The sequence below is a fragment of the Streptomyces sp. NPDC034043 genome, from assembly GCF_055575675.1.
Map to the genome: position 1 here is coordinate 235,514 of NZ_JBVISF010000007.1, position 22,408 is coordinate 257,921.

A 22,408-nucleotide genomic window follows, 5' to 3' on the forward strand; every position below is an offset into this window, starting at 1 on the left:
AGGCATTTTCCGGAAACTGGCGAGTTCACTGCCAGGCGTCTTCGGTACGCTCGCCCGTCCGTGTGTCAGCCGCACGGGGAAGACGCAGGGGGACGAAGAACGTGAGTACCACCACTGACCCGGCCGCCGCCGGCCACCGCATCGCCATCGTCGACGAGGACCCGCTGCGCGCCCGGCGCGAAGCGCGCGAGCTGCTCGCCGCCCTCGCCGAGGCCGATCCGCGGGCCGCGCTCGACATCCCGCGCCCTCGGCCCGAGGACGAGTCCGACAAGGGTGGCCCGGTCACGGACCTGGTCGGGCTGGTCTTCAGCGGGGGCTCCCTCGTCGCGGCGAGCATCCAGGTCTGGCTGGCCCGCGTACCCCAGCGGACCATCGTCATCACCCGGGCGGACGGTGCGACGCTGAGCGTGTCCGGCAAGGAGGCCCGGGCCGACAGCGAGCTGATCGACAGGTTCCTCGCCGACGGTGCGTCCGACACCCGTGACGAGGCCGCGGACGGCGGCGAGGCGGGGCCGGGCGCGCAGTGAGCGGCAACGACCGGTACGCCATGCTCATCGGCGTATCCACGTACGACAGCGAGCACTACCACGACCTGCCGCCCGTCCGGGCCGACCTGCACTACATGCGGGCGGTGCTGGAGAGCACCGAGATCGGCATGTACAACGACTGCGCGATGGTCGCCGAGCCGACCCGCGCCGAAATGCTGTACGCCGTCGAGCAGTTCCTGGAGGACCGGCAGTCCAGCGAGACGGCGCTGCTCTACTTCAGCGGACACGGCCAGTTCTGCGAGGCCGACGGGCAGCTGTACTTCCTGACCCGGGACGCCGACCCGGACGACCTGCCGGGCACGGCCGTCCCGGCCGAGTTCCTGGAGCGGATGCTCACGTCCTGCCGGGCCGCGTCCAAGCTGGTGCTGCTGGACTGCTGCTCCAGCGGGTCCGTCGTGCAGGGGTGGACAGCCAAGGGCGGCGGGGACACGGACACCGGTGACCGGCCCGCGCCCAGTACGCTGCTGCGCCCGACCGGCGTGTACTTCATCACCGCCTCCGACGCTCTCCAGGCCGCGTCCGCCATGGCGCCGAAGGGGTCTTCCCTCGGTACCTCCCGGTTCACCGGGGAGATCGTGGAAGGCCTGCGGAGCGGGCGGATCAAGGAGGGCGGCTGGATCACCCCGGACGACCTCTTCGAGTACCTGACCGCACAAATGGTGATCAAGGGCGTCCCCGAAGAACAGCGTCCGACCAAGTCCACGATCCGGGCCACCCGTTCACTGCCCTTCGCCCGCTCGGTCGCCCGTCCGGTCCGTCTTCCCGACGCGCCGCGCGACGCGGACCGGGCCGCCGCCCGGTCCGCGGTCTCCCCCGCCCTGCTGAAGGCGCGGCAGCTGGTCGCCCAGGACGCCGGAGAGGGCGTCGACCCGCAGCGGCTCCTGCGGTACTACGCGCACTGCCTCGGCGCCCAGGTGGCGTCCGGCATGCTGCCCGACCGCGACAGCGGCCGGGGCCGCGCGTACTTCCTGCTGGGCCAGGGCCCGGAGTCGATCCAGTCCGGGCTCGGGCACTCCTTCCCCGCCCCCGGGCAGCTGCCCGAGCCGAAGAGCACGGGTGCGCAAGCCGACGGGGCCGGGCTCCAGGAGTTCTGGTACGGGTATCCCGCGATCACCCTTCCCGAACGCGGCGGGGACGGCCGCCGGCGGGCCGCGGTGCGGATCGCGCCGCTGCTGGTCCAGCCGATGGAGCTGACCCCGGACGAGAACGGCCGCGACCTGCTGCGTCCGAGCGGGGTCCCGTCCCTGCACACCGGCGTGATCACCGAGCTGCTGTCCGACGACGAGGCCGGCGAGCTGCTGGCCCGCTGGCAGCCGAGCTGGCAGGAGGGCAACGGCAGCCAGATGGTCAAGGCGGTACGGGAGCTCCTGACCGAGCTCGGCGTTCCGGAGCTGGAGCCCCTCGACCTGTCCTCGCTCAGCGAGCGGTCCGTGATGGACTCGCTGCGGCCCGGCGCCCACAACGCCGCCGTGCTGCTCGCGCCTTCCGGCATGGAGCGGGTCGCGACCGAGGGCCTGGTCGACAACCTGCTCCAGATGTCCACGCGTCCCGGACAGATGGCGGGTACCGCGCTGGAAGCCCTCCTGACCGGTGGCGGCGACCGCGGTGACGGGACGGATCGTGACGGGGCGGCCGTGAGGGTGGTTTCCCCCGGCCCGTGCAACGAGAGCCAGGAGCAGGTGATCTCCTCGGCGATGACCCGCCGGCTCACCGTCGCGACCGGCCCGCCCGGTACCGGCAAGAGCGAGGTGGTCACGGCGGTGGTCGCGACCGCCGTCGCCGCCGGGCAGTCCGTACTGGTCGCGTCCACGAACAACGAGGCCGTCAACGTGGTGGCCGAGCGCTGCGACGAGATCTCGCCCGGCCTGCTCATGCGGACCGGGAACGTGGAAGCCCGGGAACGGGAGGCCGAGAAGCTGGCCGGACTGCTGGCCCGGCCGGCAGCGGCCCCGGCCCGGGGTGCCGCGACCGTGGCCGGTGAGCTGCGCAACCGTCACGCGCGTACGGCTGCGCTCCGGGCGGAGGCGGCAGGGCGGATCGGCGAGGAGGCGCGCCTGCTGGAGCTGGTCCGCGAGCGGGCCCGGCGGGCGGACGGGCTCGCGCTGCCCGTCCGGCTGCTGGAGGGCGCCTGGTCGGCGGAGGAGCCGGCCGCGCTCGCCCGCTGGGAGGAGCGCGCCCGGAGGGCCGCCGGAGCCGGATGGCTGACCTTCGGCAGGTGGCGCCGCGGGCGGGCCCTCACAGCCCTCGCGGGTTCGTCCGGCGGCGGATCCGAGGCTTCGTGGCCGTCCTGGGCCGCGGAGCGCCCTGCCCCGCCCGAGCTGCTGCTCGGCCTCGCGGAGGCCGTGGCGGTGGAGCGGGCCCTGCGGGAGCTCGTACCGGCGCATCTGGCCTGGGACGAAGAGGCGCTGAAGCAGGCCCGGCTGGACAGCGCCGCGGCGTCCTCCGCGGTGTCGGGGGAGCTGGCGCAGGCCGTGGCGGCCGAGGGCATGGCGCGGGGCCGGTCCCTGATGAACCAGCGGCTCCAGGCGCTGCGTCGGCGCTCGGGATTCCAGAAGAGCCAGCGCAATCTGATGGCGCACCTGAGGGCCTGGGCCATCAGTACGCACTCGGTGCGCCAGCTCGAACTCGCCCCGAAGCTCTTCGACCTCGTGGTGATCGACGAGGCGAGCCAGTGCTCGATCCCCTCGGTGCTGCCACTGCTGTTCCGGGCGAAGCGGGCGCTGGTCATCGGCGACCCCATGCAGCTCGGCCACATTCCCGGGATCAGCCCGGAGCAGGAGCGGCAGGCCCGAGTGCGGGCCGGCCTGACCGCCGCGCAGTTGGAGGACCACCGGCTGGCCTACCACGTGTACGCCTCGTACCACGCGGCGGCGCAGCACGGTGAGGCGGCGCTGCTGCTCGACGAGCACTACCGGTGCCATCCGCAGATCGCGGACGTGGTCAACGGCTACTGCTACGCGGGCCAGTTGCAGGTCCTCACCGATGTCCGCAGGCAGGTCCCGCCGGTCGATCCGGCGGGGGCGGCCGATCCGCCTCCGGTGCTCGGCTGGGTGGACGTGCCGTACGGCGAGTCCGCGGCCGGCAGCGGCGGCCGGTCCTGGCGCAACCGGGCCGAGGCGGACCAGGTGCGGCGGACGGTGGACGAGCTGCTGGCACGGCTGCCCGAGGACGCCACGGTCGGGGTGGTGACGCCCTTCCGCGCGCAGAAGGAGGCGCTGGCCCCGGTGTGGGCCGGTGACGACCGGGTCCGGGTCGGTACGGTGCACGCCTTCCAGGGCGGTCAGCGCGACGTCATGGTCCTGAGCCCGGTGGCCACGGACAACACCCCGCCGAAGACGACGCACTGGGTGGCGAGCCAGGTCAACCTCTGGAACGTCGCGGTCACCCGGGCCAAGTCGCAGCTGATCACGGTGGGGAGCCATCGCTTCTGGCAGGGGCAGGCGGGGCTGCCCTCCCTGCTCGCGGAACGCTCGACCGTGCTGCGCGCGGGGGCCTCCGCAGACCAGGACACGGTCGCCGGTCCCCCGGCGGCGCCCGGATTCCGCGAGGAGCTCGCCGACCGGCTCCAGGAGTATCTCGGTACCCGCGGCATCACCGACCTGGAACGCGCGGCGGTGATCGGCGGGCACACGGTGGACCTGCTGTTCACGGTGGACGGGGAGAACACGGCGGTGCTCATCGACACGGGCCCCCTGCCCGAGCAGGATCCCGCCCGCCATCTGCGGCTCGTCCAGGCGCGCGGTGACCTGCTGATCGGGCTGCCGTCCGGCGGGCGGGGGGCGAAACCCGCGCCAGTGGCCCGGACGGTGCGGCTGCCGGCCTGGCGGGTGCCGGCGGGGGAGGCGATGCTGGATCCGCTCTTCGCCTGACCGCTCCCGCACGGACGGGGGCGGTAAGCCCGGGTCATGTGCGCAGGCAGCGGACGACGTACGACATGTGCTGGACGTTTCCCACACGGAGCCAGACCGTCGCGTTGCCCGTCCCGGACGCACCCCGCCCGTCCCGGCAGTCCCGCAGCCAGCTCTCCCCCGCGCCGGCCGCCGCGCCCCGGAATTCCGGCAGCTCGGTGAGCTGCCGGGCTGCCGCCCGGTTGACCGTGGTGCGATCCTCGCCGCGGGCGAGGACCTTGGCGAGGACGAACGACTCCTCGGTGGTGTAGCGGAGCGTTCCCCAGGGCGGGCCGCCGCGACCGGCGGACGCCTCGCGGGCGAGGGCCCGGACGGGCTGGATGCCGTAGTCGCCGTAGCTCAACCAGGACACGTACCCGCGGTTGCTGTCCGACAGCTCGCGCCAGGCGTGCCAGTCCGCCCGGGGTTCGGCGCGCAGGCCGTGCTCCAGCTTGCCGGCGGTCACCTCTGGGAACGCGCCGCTGAGGACGGCGGCGGTGCGCCACGCCGTCAGCGGCATCAGGGCGTCGAGGGCGCGCAGGGCCTCCTTCGCGGCCTCAGCCCGGTCGGCCAGGACGGCGCCCAGGTCGAGCAGGAGGTCCGTCTCGACGGCCGGATCCGCCTGTGCCAGGAGACCGCGTACGGCGAGGGCGGCGGCGCCGTCCCACTCCCTGGGCACGGCAACCCGTATGCCGAGGCCGTTCCCGCTTGTCCGGGCCTGTGCCAGGGAAGCCGCCTGATGTGAAGCGGGGCGGTCGGGGCCGGTGACCGGCCGCAACGGGCCCAGTCCGCCCAGTTCCGCCAACACGGAGGCCAGTGCGGTGAGTTGGGCGGCGTCGGCGAACGGGGCGTCGAGCCAGGCAGGATGGCGGCGCTGCCTCCTGCTCACGGCGTGCGCGTCACGCCGGATCTGCACGCGGAGGGCGTCCGGCGGAAGGCCCGGTCGCGGAGGCAGGTTCCAGAGTGGTGTGACGGCCGACTGCAAAAAACGCGGACCTCGCGCGGCACCGGAAGAAGTTCCACCCCTGGCTGCCGGAGTCACCGGACGAGCTGCACGGGCCTGACCCAGGGTGTCGTGGAGCTGCCGCTGTATGTGGCCTAGTCCGGGATCACCTCATACGACCTGGGCAAGCCACTCCACGGTGCGCCCCGTTTCGGCGGGGGTTCCTTCACACGCTCATTCCCATCACCTGGCAAGCCTGCGTGAGCCGGTACACATCCTTGTCCCCTACTCCGAACTCCTGCCTGAGTCGTTCCAACACGGCCCAGGAGCGCTCGATACTCTGGAATGTCCCGTACGCCTCGAAGTGCACCAGTTCCAAGCCCGCCGCCGTGCGAGCCGTAGCGGGGTGGTCTTCACCGAACACTCCCTCTTGCAAGAGAAGTGTCTCGGCGAAGAGATCAAGTGCATCTCTAGTGTGCACTCCTGACTCGTGGTAGGCGCAGGCCAGTTCGTGGGCGGTGGAAAGGACGTCAGAATGCACCCGCCCCAGGACGTGCTGCTGGGCTTCGAGCACCTCTTCGCCCGTCGCCACAGCGTCCCGCCAACGCCCCGCGATACGTTCGACAACGGCACGACGGCTCTTCGTAAGCAAGGTGTCCCGGTGATCGGCACCGAGCTGGGTGGTCTGTGCCATGAGAGTCTCCTGAGCAAGCTCCAGAGCGTCCACGACGTGTCCGCAGCTTCCCAGCGGGATGACCACGGCCGAGGTGCACCTCAACGCGTCGATCCCCATGGGTCCCCGCACCGAGATGCGGCACTCCCGCAGCACCGCCCCCAGTTTCACCGCATCGGCATGACGGTGCGCGGACGTGTATGCGCGCAGGAGGACATCACCAACGCCCAGCACAGCCGCATCATCCTGAGTAAACAGCTCTACCCCGCGCCGGTACAGCACCTCGCCCCGCGCCAGGACCGCCTGCCAGCGTCCCAGATCGGACATGTGGTCGTACGCCGCGGCCATCACGGTCAAGGCCTCACGAGTGACGACCTCGTGGGGATGGCAGGCGAGGAAGGAAGGCAGCACGAGCTGCCATCGCTCCCTCGCGCGGTCCGGAACAGAGTCACGAGGGTCCAAGGCCACCAGCAGTACATCGGCCCAGCGGGCAGCTTGGCGCTTCTCTTCCTGTGCAAGGAGCCCGCGCACGATCGTGCAGTACACCGGGCTGACAAGCAGAAGAGCGTCATCAAACGTGCTCAGGCCGCACTTTCCCAGGACGGGAAATGCCTTGCTCAGCTCGGCTGGGTGAAGAGCGATCTCCGTACTGAGCGTGTCATCGTCGGGACGGTACAACGGGCACGTCCTGATGGAGCGGGCCGGCAGGGGGGTGGGGCCGAGCAAGGCCGCCGCGTCCAGCAGGCGGACCGTCCATCGGTCCAAAGACGCCAGGGAGCTGCGCGCCTCTTCGATATTGGCGATGAGCGATCCGGGGTAGTGGTCAGGGCCGGCTCCACCGAGGACGGCCCGCGGGTGGTCACGCAGCGCTTTCAGAAAACCATCCACTGTGCAGCCGCGCTTAAGCCACGCCTCCGCGTAGGCGAGCGCCAAGGGGAGGTTGCCGAGGGCGGCCGCGATTCGCCCGGCATCCTCGGTGCCGAGCGAGCCGATGTTCGTACGGAGATAGTCGATCGCCTCCTGCCTGTCCCAGGGGCCGACAGGCACAACCTCCGCCCACCCAGCCCACTCGGCCGCCGGACTGGAGGACGTAATCAGTACATGCCCGGCTGTATCGCCTCTCTGAAATCGGTCATAGTCGGCCCAGCTGCGCAGGCCGTCGAGCACCACCAGTGCGGGCTTCTTGTTGGCATTCGGGGCGCTCTCTGTCTCCGCCTCCGGTTCCTCACGGGCCATCCTGCCGTTCCAGGCGCTGATCCAGTGCACGGATCCGAACCGTGAGGCGTTGAGGTGCGCCCATTCAGCGGCGATGTGGCTCTTGCCGACACCGAACGGGCCGACGAGGACAGTTGTCCCCCAAGGAGCCTGGTCCACGCGCCGGTCTAGCACCGCCAAGTGGTGTTGTCGTCCCCAGAAGCGCGGGTTGCGCGGCGGTACAACGCCCAGTGCGCGCCCCGGCCCCCTCCCCGGCTCAGAAATACGTGCCCGGGGCGCGGCCGTCTCATTGCTCACTCGGGCTCCCCACAGTCATTGCATGTCCGCCAGCCAGTCGTCTGTGGAGCTCAGATGACGCAGCCCCACGCCTTCCTGCGCCCATCGCTCCCCCTTCACAAGAACGTCAACTACCGGTTCGAAGTGATGGCTTTCGCCTAGCCAATTCACCAAGGTCTCCGCCTCCTCACGCGTACGACTGCGCTCCTTGCCTGGGAGAGGAACGCCCTCCGTGATCAGGTCCCGGTAGAGCACGCGCGTGGGAACCAGCTGCATGCCCAGGCCGATGGCTGCTTCCCTCGCCTTGAGTGGGATCTCCAGACCGCTGACATCGAGGTCGCCGAAGTAGCGGATCTCGCTGAATCGCGCTCTGGCGTGTCCTGCGGCGCCATGGTGGGTCGTGATGCTGCGCACCGAGGCTGTGAAGGAGCGGCCGACTCCCCAAGCCACACAGCCAATGCTGTGCTGGTGCTCAAGCTCGCGCAGCCGACGTACGAGCGACGTGTACGTGGCCGAGTTCTCGACGACGAGCAGGATGTCACCGCTGCTCAGCGACGTACTCTGATCGCCCGGACTGAATTTGGAGAAACGGGCGTTGAGAAGAGGCGGGTCGGTCGGAAAGGCCCAGATCAACTTATAGAAGTCAGCACGCTTCTCGAACAATGGACCACCAAACCCCTTATGGTCCAGGCACTTCTCGGGCTCCGGGAACTCCGCGAAGTACTCACGCTTCCCAAAAATCTCCAGGGCACGTTCCCGCAACGGCACCTTCAGCACCGGACCACGCAACGCGTGCAGCCAGTTACTGATGGCCGTGTAAGCCACCTCCTGCCTAGGGGTGGCCTTCCGCTGTTCCTTGATCAGCGCATGGAGTGAGGGGTGATGAAGCGTCCGTCGCCTCCCTTTGGATTCCGGCGCCGCGCGTACGGGTAGCAGGTGGACCCCCGGCGGCTCGCCCGCCTTCTCGCGCATGAGCTGGACGCGTCCGGAGGAGGCGAGGAGAGCCAGACACCGGCGGAGTATCTCCTCCTCCGGGTCGCTGTCAGGCCCTGCCCGATAGGCGGTTCGAAGAGCTTCGAGCAGCTCCGGCCCTCGGACCTGCTTCGCTTGATAGCCGTTCCACCTTCTCGACTCGGCCCACCGATACAGGCTCTCCAGCAGCTCTTCGGACAAGCGCTCCAATCCCGGCTTCACTCGACCGCCGCTTCGTTGGTCGGACGCTGGAAATAGCGGACGGCTGTGATATCGCCCCCCGCTCCGTCCCGGAGGGAGGCGATCTGCCGGCCCAGGGACCGGTCCGCCACCGAGAGGTACCGCCGCCGTGCCCTGAGGTCAGCGTCGTTTCGCATCCTGATGACGAGAGGGAAGACGTCCAAGGCAGCCTTGTCGTACAGGCCTGTGGTGTAGATCAGCTGGACCCCGAGCGCCTTGGCCACCGCTTGCTGGAGGCGGAGCAGATAGAGGGCTGAGGCCCGACCGATCGGGTTGTCCAGGAAGAGCACCCCGGAGTACTGGCGGCGCACCTGTCCCCGATCGTTGGCTCGGAGCGCGGCCATCGTGCAGTACAGAACAATGGCGGCCGTGAGGATCTGTCCCCCGGAGAAGATGTCCTTGGTCTGCGCCACCCGGACCCGCTCCACGGCAAGCCCGATGTCCGGCTTGAGCACGGTCACGCGGAAGCCTTTGGGCGCGACCGCGGCCTCAACGCCCTTCAAAACAAGTTGGCGGGCATCCCTGTTCCCCCGGCGGGATTGTCCTTCCACCGCGGCGTCCTCGACGACCCGGCCCAACAGTTCCGCGAGAACCTCGTCGGTGACCTCAGGAAATCCGATTTGCAAGAACTGCTGACCAGACCAGCTGCCGAGTCCTTCCGGCAGTTGGGACAGTCTCTGCGCGCGCTTCAGGGTACGGAGCGCGTCTCGGACTTGCTGGACGAACTGAAGCACGATCTGCTTACGGTGCCGGCCGATTGAATCGAGGTCGATTTCCAGCGTCCGCAATCGGGGCCGTAGGTCCGTCGCCCATGTCCCGGCACGAACGGGCAGTTCGTCCCGCGGCGTGCTGAGCATGACGCGGCGGCTTGGAGACTGCAGTTCCTCGAACCGGGAGTCCGCCGCAAGTGCAGCGAGTCGATCGGCGAGCGTGCGCTCGTGCGCCTCCGCCTCTGCCGCGGCTCGTTGGGCCTTGTGATGCTCAGCGAGGAACAGGTCGTGACGCTCACGAGCGGTGGCCGCATCACCTTCAAATGCCGGGATCGTCCCGAACAGCTCGCCCTGCCTCTCGGAGGGATCCCCGAAGAGATCGACCAGAGTCTTGAAAGACCGCGCCGTCTGTCGCGCATCAGCCTGCTCCTGTACCAGCTTCTCCAGAAGATGTCGCAGCTCGCCGACGAGCGCAGCGCCTTCATCCCGTGCATGCTCCGCCGCCGCAACAAGTCGTTCGCCATGTGCGGCATCACGCGGTGGCCCGAACGGCGACAGATCGACGGGTCCCGCGTCGGAGGGGGCTTCGCTGATTGCATGCAGCGTGGTCCGGCACCGCACCACGACCTCGTACAACGCGTCCAGTTGGGCACGCGCGGAAACCACTTGTCGCTGAGCGCGTGCTCGGCCGGCATTCAAAGCGGCGGTGTCCACCCCGTCGGAGCCCTGGAGCAGTTCCCGCGCCATAACTCGCTCGCACTCACTGAAAGAGGCCAGCGCTTTCCCGGCGGCCCGTTCCTCCCGTTCGGCTTGGTCAAGGTCAGCCTTGAGACTTGCGCCCACCGCCACTCGGTCGTATTCATCGGCGGCCGCGCGATAGAGGCGGCGCAGCACTTCCATCGGCTGTTCCGGCATAGTGAGCTGCTCGGTCGCGTCGGATTCGAATTCCCGGATGGGCAGAGCAGCCAGTTCCTCCTCGGTACGGGCTACCGTGCCCCACAGCACGTCGACGGTGCGCCGGGCGTCGGCCGCGGCCTGTCGGGCAATCTCGGCCCTGACGCGGGCATCGGCTGCGATCTGTCGGTGTTCGCGGGCCGCACCACGCATGTGCAGCGCTTCACCTTGCCAGCCCGCGATGCGTGCCGTCGAACGGACCAGCGCCCGTAGCACTTCGACACGGCGGTCCAGACGCGACTGGTCTTCCTTCAGATCGAAAAGCTCGCCGCGTGCGGCCCGCAACTGCTGGGCCACTCCCTCCCTGAGGTCCTTCGCGGCCGCTGCCATCCCACGGGCGGAAAGGACCTTCTCCTCTGCGGTCACCATCGCGTCGTGCAGCGCGGCGAGGCGCCCCGGTGGGTATGTATCCCGCCACTGCGCGAGCCGGGCCGCAAACAGCCCATGGGTGCGTAGCGTCTCGTCCAGTTCCACCAGTTGCCGCTGGTGGTCATCCCGTCGGACTGTCAGCTCGAGACGTTCCGATTGACCGGCACGCTCGTCATACAGCGCAGGGTGGGACCGTACGACAAAGGAGGATCCCAGGGCCAGACCGCCCTCCTCATGGAGCGCGGTCGTCGTTCCCAGAGCGAGGAAGCCGGTCACCATGACACCCTCGGATCCGATGATCTCAGCGGCGAGCTCGAGCTCGTCGGCATCGTTGCAGAGCACACCCGTTACCAACTGGGGATGGCGCCGGGCGAGTTCTGCGCGGCGCTCCACATCGGGGATGGAGGCTAGGTACTCCCACCCCGTGCAGGCGGGGACCCGCCGCTCGTGCAACAGATCACAGATTCGCACTGCCTCAAGCGACGAAGGCAGCAGGTCATTCGTCTCCAATGCGGTGAGTGCGCGCTCGTCGGCCGCCATGGCGATGCGGACGTCGATTCGAGCGGTCTCGGCATCCCGCTGCGTCCGAGCCAATCGGTCCGCGAGCCCTGCTGCCTCGATGTCGAGTTCACCCGCCTCACCGCCGTAGAGACCTGCGTACTGGAGATCCTCGGCAAGCCGTCGCATGGACTCGGCGGCGGCCTGCTGCTCGCGGCGCGCGATGTCGTGTGCGTGGTCGGCTCCGGCCAGTTGGCTGCGAGCTGTCTCGTGCTCCTCTTCTGCGTGCTGGTACTCACGCTCCAGACGCTCCACCCTTCGCTCGCCTTCGACTACTCGCTCACGGTGAGCGGTGGCTGTGGACTGGGCCTGGGCAGCGGCATCCGTAACCGTCAACCCGTCGGGCACCAGCCCCTCCCGCACCGCGGCCGCGATCTCCTCCCGCACCTCGGTGACACGGCCATCCAGGAGGCCAGCCTTCGCTTCCTCCTCCGCTGCCGCCGCGACAGCCGAGTCGTGTTCTCGCTGGGCGCTTTGGGCTTCCCCGTCGCACACAGTTGCGTGCTCTCCGAGTCGGTCCGCCTCATCTGTCAAGTTGCTCACCATGCTGCGCAACGCTTGCGACAGCACACGCGAGGCCTCGTTGCGAGTGGCGAGCGCGGGTCGGGCCGCTACCTCCGATACGGTGATACGTGTCCGTAGCCGCTGGGCGACGGCCACGGCTTCCATGTCCCGGAGCACAGCAGGGACGGCCTGCCAACCCTTCTCGATCGCTCCGGCCTTCTCCCACTCCTGCTGAGCCGCGCTATGGTTCCGTTCTGCCGCCTCCAGCTTCAATTTAGCGAGCAGTCTGGATAGTTCGGCGGCGACAGTGACGGTGTGCTGGTATCTGTCCTGCGCCCTGCGGACCTCATCCTCCAGCTGTACGACAGCCTGGTCCCGGTCCGCGAGCGCCTGCTTCTCCTGCGTTGCACGCCCCCGGATCTGATGGATGAAATGGTCCAAGGCCAGCCGCGTGCCCATCTGTTTCGCATCGGCAGCGGTTCGCATCTCTCGGGCCGCGCCCAGGGGCGCCAATACCGCCAGGACTTCCTCGACGAACGTCTTCTCCAGTTCCATGAGGCCGCGGTCCGCTAGTTTGTCGGCGTACGTGCCCAGCACCTCGGCGAGGTCTCGGGCCGGCTGGAGCGGCAGTACGGCACTAAGGAGGAAATTGACGAACGCCTGGTCGCTGCCGAGTGAGAAGGCGTCGGCCGCCTCGCCCTCGTCGTTGTTCATCGCCCGCTGGTAACGGAAAAGCTCAGGATCTAGGCCCAAGGCCATGAGCCGATCCGTCCACTCTCCATGGAGCTGGAAGTTGCGATAACCGAGTGCGGGTTCTTCGATGTCGGCGAGCCTGAGCCGCTCGCAGTACTCGGCGAGGCCGAGGTAGTTGCCGTTCTCCTCGACCGGAAGGGTCTCCAGGTCGAGCGTGTGTCCCGGGCGGAAGTGGTACCAGCGCTCGACCAGATCGGACTCGTCGGATGTCCGACGGTCCTTCCACTGGCTCACCTTTCCGGTTACCAGCCGCTTGCCGCTGGCTGCATGGGTCCATTCCAAGACAACGTGCGCCACATCTCCGCGTCGTACGAAGCCTTCCAACGCGTGAGGGTTGCGGGTGCCCACGGCGTTTCGGCGCCCAGGGAGCACAACGGAGAATATGAGCTTGATCAGTACCGACTTGCCCCCGCCGTTCTCCAGGAAAAGCACACTCGCCGGCGAGGCACGGCGTGGTGGCTCTTCTTCGTCGAAGATGTTCCCCTGCCGACTATTGTCCACTGGGGCGCCGACCCCGCTGAAGTCGAGCAGGACATTCTCGTATCGAGCGGCCTGTGGCCCTACACCTCGCAGCAGGACGCGGGACAGCTCATACATGGAACAGTCCCTCGTCCGCCGCATCCAGTGTCGCTCTGTCCGTGGTCCGATCCAAGGCGTTCTGCGGGGCCGCCCGCAAGGTGCCATGTGAGGACATCGGTACGACTCCGAGAGCAAGCAGTTCCTCGAACGCGCTGGTCGCCGCCAGTTCACGGACCTGAAGTTGGTAGCGCGGCGTCGTCCGGTACCAGCCGTCCTGTCCCGCACCCACGACCGCCAGAAACCCCTGCTCGGTGAGGAAGTTAAGGGCTCTGGCAATCATGCCCTTCGTCGAATTCATCGCCAGCCTGCCGTCCTTGGTCAATGCCGCTTCAGGCCGACGGGCGTACGCGGTCCACACCTTCTCCAGCTCAGGCGAGTCGGCGGGGGTGTCCCCGCCGGCCTCCGAGGCAGCGGCCTTCTCACGCAGCCGGTCGCAAGTGTCGCGTACGGCCGTGTCGACGGCTTCGGCGCTGACACGCCCCGTGTAACCATCGTTGGCCAGATCGTCAGGGCGCGGAAACGCCAGGGCAGCAACCGCGAGATGAATGATGCCGTGCAGCAGTCTCTCCCCCTCGCCACGCTGTCTGGCAACCCGCACGTAGTCCTCGATCTTCGTCTCGAAAACCGAGTTCGGCAGCGCCGCCAAGGCCATACCGATGTCCTCGGTGGCACCTAGAATCTTGAGCCCGAGGCCCCGAGCCGTACGTTCCACCAAGCCCTGGAAGTCGCTCTCGGTTCGGTACCGGACCACCAGGTCCCGGTAGGCCCGATCTTTGGCGGGCCGCTGCCGCGGACGCATGCCGAAGGCGATGAGCTTTGCGGCGTCCTCGGCGTCATCCATCGTGATGGCCGACGTCACTCGTCAAACTCCTCGTCTCGCGAACCGTCGTCGTCCCACTCGTCCCCCGGCGCCTCCAAGCGCACCCGGGAGACCAGAAGTTCATCGCCACCCACCGAAGGTCCGTCGAGTTCACCGACCACCGGAACCGCGATCAACACACTGTTGTCGCCGCGGAGCATCGCTTCACTGAGAGCGGGACTGAACGCGTGTACGGCATCGTGCAACACAAGCCGCTCGACCATCGGTCCGTAACTACGCGCCTCGCGCAGCAGGGTGCTCAAAGGCCGGGTCTGGTCCACCGCCAGGTCAAAGAGCTTCCCCGCGATGCGCTGGTCCGCTTCGCTGAACCGCGGGGTGTCCCCGTCTCGTCTCACATCGGCTACGGGCACGGCTCCGGCGTACACACTGTCATCCGAACGCACGGTCAGCAGTCGACCCACAAGTGTGTTCAAGGAGGTCACCGCTGGCGGTGCAGGCGCCACGCCGAATCGGAAGAAGTCGGTCACCGGCGCCATGGCGGCACCGACAGGCATACCAAGGAGCGGCACCAGCAGCTGGTTGAAGACATCGACCGCCGCACGTTGGGGAGGACCGGAGAATTGCTGACGGTCCTGCTCCTCCCGGAACAGCGCTCCGGCGCCCTGCAATCTGGTCTGCAGCTGCATGTGCCGGTGGATGCAGTCCCGAACAATGTCAACAAGCCCAGCTGCTTGCTGCTTCTTCCGCGCATCACGCGCCCCGTCACGGTGTTCGGTGATGTTGGTCAGGATGGCGCTCTCGTGCCGGTACCTCGCCTCGATGTGCTCCAGTGCCTCCTCCAGCAGGGTGGGCACCTGCTGTTCCCAGTCGACTGTCCGCACATCCCGCCGGGTCGCGTCCAGGTACTGCCGCAGGTACTCCCCGTACTGAACGGTCCGGTATCTTGCCTGCTCCGCAGCGAGTTTCGCGTCTTCCAACCGGCCGCGGGTGATGAGGTGTTCAAGCTTGTACTCGGCGGCTACCTGCGCTGACTCCACATCCGTGTCAAGCGCACCCACCAGAACGTTGATGGCTTCATCTGTAACCCGTAAGTACACCTGCCCGTCGGAGGTCGAGTGCTCCACGAGCAGTTTGAAGTCGAAGTCGTAGCGGCTGTAGGCACCTTCGCCATCCAACCGTCCGTACGTCCAGGTGAACCCTCGGTCGAGGGTGCCGATGTTGATGAGTTTGTGGAGCACCCACTCGGCTACGGCTCGATGCTCGTGCCCCCGCTGCTCCGGTACCTGGACAGCAGCAAAGTGGCTGACCTGTTCGATGACCTTGGCGTGCTCCGCCCCTCTGTCGAAGTCCATGGCCATCGCGACCTGGTCAATGGTGTGCAGGGCAAGCTCCACCATGTGGTACGGGCGTGCGTCGACGCGCCCCAGGCTGCCCTTGTTGTCCTCCAGAGCCTGAAGTGGCGCAGTGCAGGCCAGTGCCTTTACCCTGCGGACGAGCCCGCCATCCGGCATGTTCACGGATGACTCCGTCGATTCACCACGCACAGCAGGCACTGTAGCTACGCGCCGACCCACTTGGGCGGGAAACGCATAGTTTCAGTCTCCCTCCAGGTGAACGACCACTTCCGCTGCTGGGCCCGGCGCGAGGCCGCGCCCGCTCACCGCCACATCACTGGTCCCGGCAAGTTCTGCAACCGAAATCCCGGCACCCCCTTGAATGGGAAAGCTGTCGGCTGACCGTGCAAGTGCCAGCGGATGACGACCCTAAGGCTCGGCTGCTTGAGGAATACGCCGGATCGGACGTCGCCGGATCGCGAGGCACCTCGACGAACCCCAGGCACCCGCTTTCGACTGACACTTAGCCAGGAAGAGCGTCACCTGAGCGTCGAGATCCCCATGGCCACGCGGTCACTGCCACCGGCTGGAGCGCCACTTCCCAATAAGCGTGCAGGTCACCCCACGTCTAGCAAGCACTCGCTCGCTCGACCTGCTGGATAGCGGAAAACAGGTCGAGCGAGATGCCAGGACTGCAGATCCCCAGGTCAACGCCTGTTACTTCGCCGGCTCCAGGATCGCCACGCACTCCACGTGGTGCGTCATCGGGAAGAGGTCGAAGGCGCGCAGCGTGCGGACCTTGTAGCCCGCTTCGCGGAAGTAGCCCAGGTCGCGTGCCAGGGCCGCCGGGTCGCAGGCCACGTAGGCGATGCGGCGGGCCGAGAGGCTCGCGATGTGGCGGACCGTCTGCTTGCCCGCGCCCGCGCGGGGCGGGTCCAGGACGACCAGGTCGCATTCGGTGATGCCGGTCTTCGGGAGGGCCGTGTCGACCTTGCCCTGTTCGATGCGGACCCGGGGGAAGTCCGCCAGGTTGTGGCGGGCGTCCTCCACCGCGCGCTTGCCCGACTCGATGCCGAGGACGGCCCCCGTCTCGCCGAGGCGCTCCGCGAGCGCGCCCGCGAAGATGCCGACGCCGCAGTAGAGGTCGAGGGCCATCTCGCCCTTGCGCGGCATCAGGCCCTGCATGACGGCCTTGATCAGGGTGTCGGCGGCCTGGGGGTGGACCTGCCAGAAGCCGCCCATGCCGACGCGGTACGTACGGCCGTCCGCGCGCTCGCGGACGAAGGGGCGGCCGTGGACGCGGTGCACCCCGCCGTCCTTCTCCTCCACGCGCAGGACGGAGACCGGCTTGTCCAGCTCGACGAGCGGGAGGCGGCCGCCGGGGCGGGGGGTGAGCACGACCTGGCGGTCGTTCGAGCCGGAGGCGGCGATGGCCTCGACGGTGGCCATCTGGGGCCAGTCCTGCTTCTCGATGCCGAGTTCCGAGACGCCCACGGCGGCGATCATGCAGTGGTCGACCGGCTCGATGTCGTGCGAGCGGTGCTTGCGCAGGCCGGCCCGGCCGGTCTCGTCGATCGCGTACTGGACGCGGGTGCGCCACTGCGGCACCTGGCCGGCCGGCAGCTTGTCGCCCTCGGCGGGCATGACGGTGCCGTCCCAGCCGGCCTCCTCGGGGGTGAGCCCGGCGAGCCGCTTCAGCTGCTCGGCGACGACCTCGCCCTTGAGCCGGCGCTGGGCGCCCGGCTTGGCGTGCTGCCAGTCGCAGCCGCCGCACTTGCCGGGGCCGGCGTACGGGCAGGGGGCCTCGACCCGGTCCTTGGAGGCGGTCAGGACCTTGACCGCGTCGGCGCGGAGGAAGCGGGAGTCCGCCTCGCCCTCCGTCACACGGGCGACGACCTTCTCGCCGGGCAGGGTGTGGCGGACGAACAGGACGCGGCCGTCCGCCGTACGGGCGATGCAGTGGCCGCCGTGCGCGACGGGGCCGACCTCGACCTCGTACTCCTCCCCGACCAGTGACTGCTTCTCGTTCTGCTCGGTCATGGTGAGGAGGCTCCAAGGAAGTGGATCGAAGAAAGGAAACGGCCGGAGGACCGACCCACCAGTTTACGTGGATCTCCTCCGGCCGTTCGCCACCGGTCCGCCACCGGTCCGCGGCGCCATCGCGGCCACTTCACCACCGGCTTCGCGACCGCTCCGACGCAGCCGCTCCGCCGCCGCTCCGACGCTACTTCGCCGGTTCCTTCGGACGCGGCCTCGGGGTGTCGACCGGGCCTCGGCGCACCGCGCCCGGGGCGTTCCACTCCTGGCGCTTCTTCGCCCGCCGCTTGGCGAGCTCCGAGGACTCCAGCTGGTAGGGCACCGAGGTGACCATCACACCGGGCGTGAACAGCAGCCGGCCCTTGAGCCGCAGCGCGCTCTGGTTGTGCAGCAGGTGCTCGTACCAGCGCCCGACGACGTACTCGGGGATGTAGACGCTGACCGCGTCGCGCGGGTTCTCGCTGCGCAGCCCCTTGACGTACTCGACCACCGGGCGGGTGATCTCGCGGTAGGGCGAGTCGAGGATCTTCAGCGGGACGTTGATCCCGCGCCGCTCCCACTCGGCCCGCAGGGCCTTGGTCTCGGTCGGGTCGACGCTGATGCTGAGCGCCTCCAGGGTGTCCGAGCGGGTCAGCTTGGCGAAGGCCAGGGCGCGCAGGGTCGGCTTGTGGACCTTGGAGACCAGGACGATCGAGTGGACCCGGGAGGGGCGCACGCTGTCGTCGCTGGGGCCGTCGTCGGCGGCGATCTCGGCGGAGACCCGGTCGTAGTGCTTCCGGATCGCGGTCATGGTGCCGTAGAAGATCAGCATGCCCAGCAGGGCGACCCAGGCCCCGTGGGTGAACTTGGTGGCGAGGACGACGACCAGCACCATGCCGGTGAAGAAGGCGCCGAAGGTGTTGATCGCCCGCGAGCGGATCATCCGGCGGCGGGCGGCCTGGTCGCGCTCGTTCTTCAGGTGGCGGTTCCAGTGCCGGACCATGCCGATCTGGCTCAGCGTGAAGGAGACGAACACGCCGACGATGTAGAGCTGGATCAGCTTGGTGGAGTCGGCGTCATAGAGCCACACCAGCAGTATGGCGGCGCCGGCGAGCAGCACGATGCCGTTGGAGAAGGCGAGCCGGTCGCCACGGGTGTGCAGCTGGCGCGGCAGGTAGCGGTCCTGGGCGAGGATCGAGCCGAGCAGCGGGAAGCCGTTGTAGGCGGTGTTCGCGGCCAGGAACAGGACGAGCGCGGTGGCCGCGGCGAGCAGGATGAAGAGGAAGCTTCCGCTGCCGAAGACGGCCTCGGCGACCTGGGAGATCACCGGGTGCTGGACGAATCCGTCGCCGACCGGTACGCCGTTGTCCAGCAGGTTGGTCGCGGGGGCCTCGGCCATCTTCACGCCGGTGACCATGGCCAGGCCGATGATCCCGCAGAACATGGTGACGGCCAGGGCGCCCATGAGGGCGAGGGTGGCGGCGGCGTTCTTGCTCTTGGGCTTGCGGAAGGCGGGTACGCCGTTGCTGATCGCCTCGACACCGGTCAGGGCGGCACAGCCCGAGGAGAAGGCCCGCAGCAGCAGGAAGACCAGCGCGAATCCGGCCAGCCCCTGGTGCTCGGCCTTGATCTCCAGGCCGGCGGTCGGGGCCTCCATCGTCTCGCCCTGCACGAGGCCGCGCCACACGCCCCAGGCGATCATCGCGAACACGGCGCCGACGAACACGTACGTCGGGATGGCGAAGAGCTTCCCGGATTCCTTCACACCGCGCAGATTCATCAGCGTGAGCAGCAGAATCATGACGATCGCCGAGAGCACCTTGTGCTCGATGACGAAATGGACGGCGGAGCCGAGATTCTCCACGCCGGAGGAAATGGATACGGCGACGGTGAGGACGTAGTCGACGAGCAGGGCGCTCGCCACGGTGAGGCCCGCCGCGGGTCCGAGGTTGGTGTTGGCCACCTCGTAGTCGCCGCCGCCGCTGGGGTAGGCGTGGACGTTCTGCCGGTAGGAGGCGACCACCGTGAACATCAGCACGACGACCGCGAGCGCGATCCAGGGGCTGAAGTGGTACGCCGACACACCCGCGATGGACAGGACCAGCAGCACCTCGCCGGGGGCATATGCCACCGAGGAGAGGGGGTCGGATGCGAACACGGGAAGGGCGATCCGCTTGGGGAGGAGCGTCTCCCCGAGGCGGTCGCTGCGCAGCGCCCGGCCGATCAGGATCCGTTTGGGCACGTCGGTCAGTTTGGACACGCAGAGGATCGTAAGCGTTCGAAATGTGGCTGACGAACCCCCTGCCCCCGATCCGCACCAATGCGCCGCCAATGAAGCACCTGTCGGACCCCAAATGGTCACACTGGTGACCGCCCGTGTGTAGCTTGGGCCATGGTCTGAGACCCTGATTAGCCAGAGCATGCAATGAGGCTGGAAACCAGCGAGCCGCTGTCAGCCGGAAGGACGGCCGTGCACATCGTCATTATGGGCTGCGGAAGAGTGGGCTCCGCCCTCGCGCAGACCCTGGAACAGCAGGGTCATACGGTCGCCGTGGTCGACCAGGACCCCACCGCATTCCGCCGGCTCGGGGCCTCCTTCGGCGGCCGCCGCGTCACCGGTGTCGGCTTCGATCAGGACACGCTCCGCGAGGCCGGGATCGAGGAGGCGGGCGCCTTCGCCGCCGTCAGCAGTGGTGACAATTCCAACATCATCGCCGCGCGCGTCGCCCGCGAGATGTTCGGTGTGGAGAACGTCGCCGCCCGCATCTACGACCCCAAGCGCGCCGAGGTGTACCAGCGTCTCGGCATCCCCACCGTCGCGACCGTACGGTGGACCGCCGACCAGATGCTGCGCCGGCTGCTCCCCTCGGGCGCGGAGCCGCTGTGGCGCGACCCGAGCGGCGGCGTGCAGCTCGCCGAGGTGCACACCTCCCCGGCATGGATCGGGCACAAGGTCAGCAAGCTGCAGGACGAGACCGGCGTCCGCGTGGCGTTCCTCACCCGCCTGGGCGAGGCCACGCTGCCGACCTCGCAGACCGTCCTCCAGGAGGGCGACCTCGTCCACGTGATGATGCGCACGGACGAGATCGACAAGGTCGAGGCGGCCTTCGCCGAGGGTCCCGAGGAGGCACACGCATGAGGGTCGCGATCGCCGGAGCCGGGGCCGTGGGCCGCTCCATCGCGGGAGAGCTGCTGGAGAACGGCCACGAGGTGCTCCTCGTGGACAAGGCGCCGACCGCCATCTCGGTGGAGCGGGTGCCGCAGGCGGAGTGGCTGCTCGCCGACGCCTGCGAGATCACCTCGCTCGACGAGGCGGCGCTGCAGCGCTGCAACGTGGTCATCGCCGCGACGGGCGACGACAAGGTCAACCTGGTCGTGTCCCTGCTCGCGAAGACCGAGTACGGGGTCCCGCGCGTGGTGGCCCGCGTGAACAACCCGAAGAACGAGTGGCTCTTCAACGAGTCCTGGGGCGTCGACGTCGCCGTCTCCACGCCGCGTCTGATGTCGGCCCTGGTCGAGGAAGCCGTCAGCGTCGGCGACCTGGTGCGGCTGCTGCGCTTCAGCCACGGCGACGCCAACCTCGTGGAGCTGACCCTGCCGCCCGACTCCTCGGTCGCGGGCACCCAGATCAGCGAGATCAGCTGGCCCGAGGACACCTCTCTGGTCACCATCATCCGCGGCAACCGCGTGCTCACCCCGCACGGCGAGGAGACCCTGGAGCCGGGCGACGAGCTCCTCTTCGTGGCCGCGCAGGCCCGCGAGGAGCAGCTGGAGGACCTCCTCCAGGCCCGGCACTGAGCGTGTAGGAGACCCTCTGCCGCCCGGGCCCGGACGGCAGAGGCGCACGCGGGAGGGGCGGGGTGACCGGATGGCCGCCCCGCCCCTCCCGCGTGCCGCGGCTCAGGCCCGCTTCTGCCGGGCGGCCAGCTCCTCGGCCTCGTACTCGGCGATCACGTCGATCGGCGGCGGCGCCTTCGCCAGGAAGACCCAGGTGAAGTACACGGCCAGCACCATGGGCGGGAGCTTCAGCGCGATCAGCACCCAGCCCAGCTGCGTCTCGTCACCCCACCAGTACAGCGGGAAGAGGATCGCGTACTTCGCCAGGAAGATGAGTCCCCAGGCCAGGCTGGCCTTGGTGTACGCCTTCTTGCGCCCGGGGTTGCGGGTGCGCCAGGAGAGGTTCTCCTTGAAGACCGGCCCCAGGATCACCCCCAGCAGCGGGAACCCCACCAGCGCCGAGACCGTGAACGCCAGGCCCAGGCCGACCCCGTAGATCATGCCGGGCAGGTAGAAGCCCTTGGCGCTGCCCGTGAAGAGGGCGAAGGCCACGCCGACGCCCACGCCGAAGACACCGCTGAAGGCGTGCTTGACGGTGTCCTTGCGCAGCAGCCGGACGACGACCAGCAGCACCGCGACGACGCCCGCCGCGATGGCGGACATCTTCACGTCCTTGTTGATCGTGTAGATCATCACGAAGAGCAGGCCGGGGAGCATCGTCTCCACGGTGCCGCGGACGCCGCCGAAGGCGTCGAAGAGCGCGGCCTGGGTGACCGCCTTCTGGTCGTCGGAGGGCACGGCGCCCGGGTCCGGCGTGGTCGGTTTGTCGAGTGACGTCACCGGTCAGTGCTCCTGTCCGAGCGGTCGGAGTTCGTACTTCGGGTTGAAGAGCACCCGGCGGCCGTGGCTCATCGAGATCCGGCCCGAGGCGATCATGCGCCGGCCGGGCTCGATTCCCACGATCGAGCGACGCCCGAGCCAGACCACGTCCAGCGCGGCCGAGCCGTCGAACAGTTCGGCCTCCAGGGCGGGGACGCCCGCGCGCGGGCGGAGGGTGACCGTGCGCAGCGTGCCGGTCACCTTCACTATCTGGCGGTCGTGGCAGTCGCAGATCCGCGTGCACCCCGCGGCTTCTGCGTCCTCCTGCAGTTCCGCCGAATGCAGCTCCTCCTGGGAGGTGGAGAGCCGCTCTATCATCCGGCGGAACCGGCCCGCCGGCCTGGCCGGTTTCGCGGGCTTCTCGGGACGCGGTTCAGCACTCATACGGGAAGCCTACCGGC

14 protein-coding genes are annotated in these 22,408 nt (G+C 68.7%); 4 read left to right on the forward strand and 10 right to left on the reverse strand.

What is annotated here, in order from left to right:
• The first annotated feature begins 101 nt into the window (after window positions 1-101).
• On the forward strand, window positions 102-527 hold the full coding sequence (locus ACZ51S_RS19445) for an effector-associated constant component EACC1 (RefSeq protein WP_468475304.1): 426 nt from the start codon (window positions 102-104) through the stop codon (window positions 525-527).
• Entirely contained in the window at window positions 524-4,417 is a 3,894-nt protein-coding gene (locus tag ACZ51S_RS19450; protein WP_468802812.1) for a caspase, EACC1-associated type, read from the forward strand. Before ACZ51S_RS19445 ends, ACZ51S_RS19450 begins: the two co-directional genes overlap by 4 nt.
• Before the next feature lie 34 nt (window positions 4,418-4,451).
• Here ACZ51S_RS19450 and ACZ51S_RS19455 read toward each other — a convergent pair whose 3' ends face one another.
• The 8 genes from ACZ51S_RS19455 to ACZ51S_RS19490 form a co-directional block, all read right to left on the reverse strand.
• A complete protein-coding gene (locus ACZ51S_RS19455; RefSeq protein WP_468961538.1) occupies window positions 4,452-5,477 on the reverse strand; it encodes a beta family protein in 1,026 nt (341 codons plus the stop codon).
• Window positions 5,478-5,604: 127 nt separating this feature from the next.
• On the reverse strand, window positions 5,605-7,317 hold the full coding sequence (locus tag ACZ51S_RS19460; protein WP_468961540.1) for a tetratricopeptide repeat protein: 1,713 nt from the start codon (window positions 7,315-7,317) through the stop codon (window positions 5,605-5,607).
• 261 nt (window positions 7,318-7,578) lie between these two features.
• A complete protein-coding gene (locus ACZ51S_RS19465) occupies window positions 7,579-8,715 on the reverse strand; it encodes a Wadjet anti-phage system protein JetD domain-containing protein (protein WP_468961542.1) in 1,137 nt (378 codons plus the stop codon).
• Window positions 8,716-8,732: 17 nt separating this feature from the next.
• Entirely contained in the window at window positions 8,733-13,199 is a 4,467-nt protein-coding gene (locus ACZ51S_RS19470) for a hypothetical protein (protein ID WP_468961544.1), read from the reverse strand.
• Window positions 13,192-14,040, reverse strand: a complete 849-nt coding sequence (locus tag ACZ51S_RS19475) for a hypothetical protein (RefSeq protein WP_468961546.1) — start codon at window positions 14,038-14,040, stop codon at window positions 13,192-13,194. Before ACZ51S_RS19475 ends, ACZ51S_RS19470 begins: the two co-directional genes overlap by 8 nt.
• Window positions 14,037-15,512, reverse strand: coding sequence for a hypothetical protein (locus tag ACZ51S_RS19480; protein WP_468961591.1), 1,476 nt, complete (start codon window positions 15,510-15,512; stop codon window positions 14,037-14,039). The genes ACZ51S_RS19475 and ACZ51S_RS19480 overlap by 4 nt, the downstream gene beginning before the upstream one ends.
• Before the next feature lie 540 nt (window positions 15,513-16,052).
• Window positions 16,053-17,375 (reverse strand): class I SAM-dependent RNA methyltransferase, encoded by a 1,323-nt coding sequence (locus tag ACZ51S_RS19485; RefSeq protein ID WP_468961548.1) that lies wholly within the window; start codon window positions 17,373-17,375, stop codon window positions 16,053-16,055.
• 184 nt (window positions 17,376-17,559) lie between these two features.
• Entirely contained in the window at window positions 17,560-19,611 is a 2,052-nt protein-coding gene (locus ACZ51S_RS19490) for an APC family permease (RefSeq protein WP_468475300.1), read from the reverse strand.
• A 210-nt stretch (window positions 19,612-19,821) separates the two neighbouring features.
• Between ACZ51S_RS19490 and ACZ51S_RS19495 the strand changes: the two genes are divergently transcribed.
• Both ACZ51S_RS19495 and ACZ51S_RS19500 read left to right on the forward strand, forming a co-directional pair.
• On the forward strand, window positions 19,822-20,490 hold the full coding sequence (locus ACZ51S_RS19495; protein WP_468170890.1) for a potassium channel family protein: 669 nt from the start codon (window positions 19,822-19,824) through the stop codon (window positions 20,488-20,490).
• A complete protein-coding gene (locus ACZ51S_RS19500) occupies window positions 20,487-21,149 on the forward strand; it encodes a potassium channel family protein (RefSeq protein ID WP_190186165.1) in 663 nt (220 codons plus the stop codon). Before ACZ51S_RS19495 ends, ACZ51S_RS19500 begins: the two co-directional genes overlap by 4 nt.
• Window positions 21,150-21,251: 102 nt before the next feature.
• On the opposite strand, the gene ACZ51S_RS19505 is transcribed toward ACZ51S_RS19500, so the two are convergent.
• The gene (locus tag ACZ51S_RS19505) at window positions 21,252-21,968 is read right to left on the reverse strand and encodes a DUF3159 domain-containing protein (RefSeq protein ID WP_388938367.1); all 717 of its coding nucleotides are present in this window, start codon (window positions 21,966-21,968) and stop codon (window positions 21,252-21,254) included.
• Between the two features lie 3 nt (window positions 21,969-21,971).
• Window positions 21,972-22,391, reverse strand: coding sequence for an OB-fold nucleic acid binding domain-containing protein (locus tag ACZ51S_RS19510; protein WP_125816976.1), 420 nt, complete (start codon window positions 22,389-22,391; stop codon window positions 21,972-21,974).
• Between the last annotated feature and the right edge of the window lie 17 nt (window positions 22,392-22,408).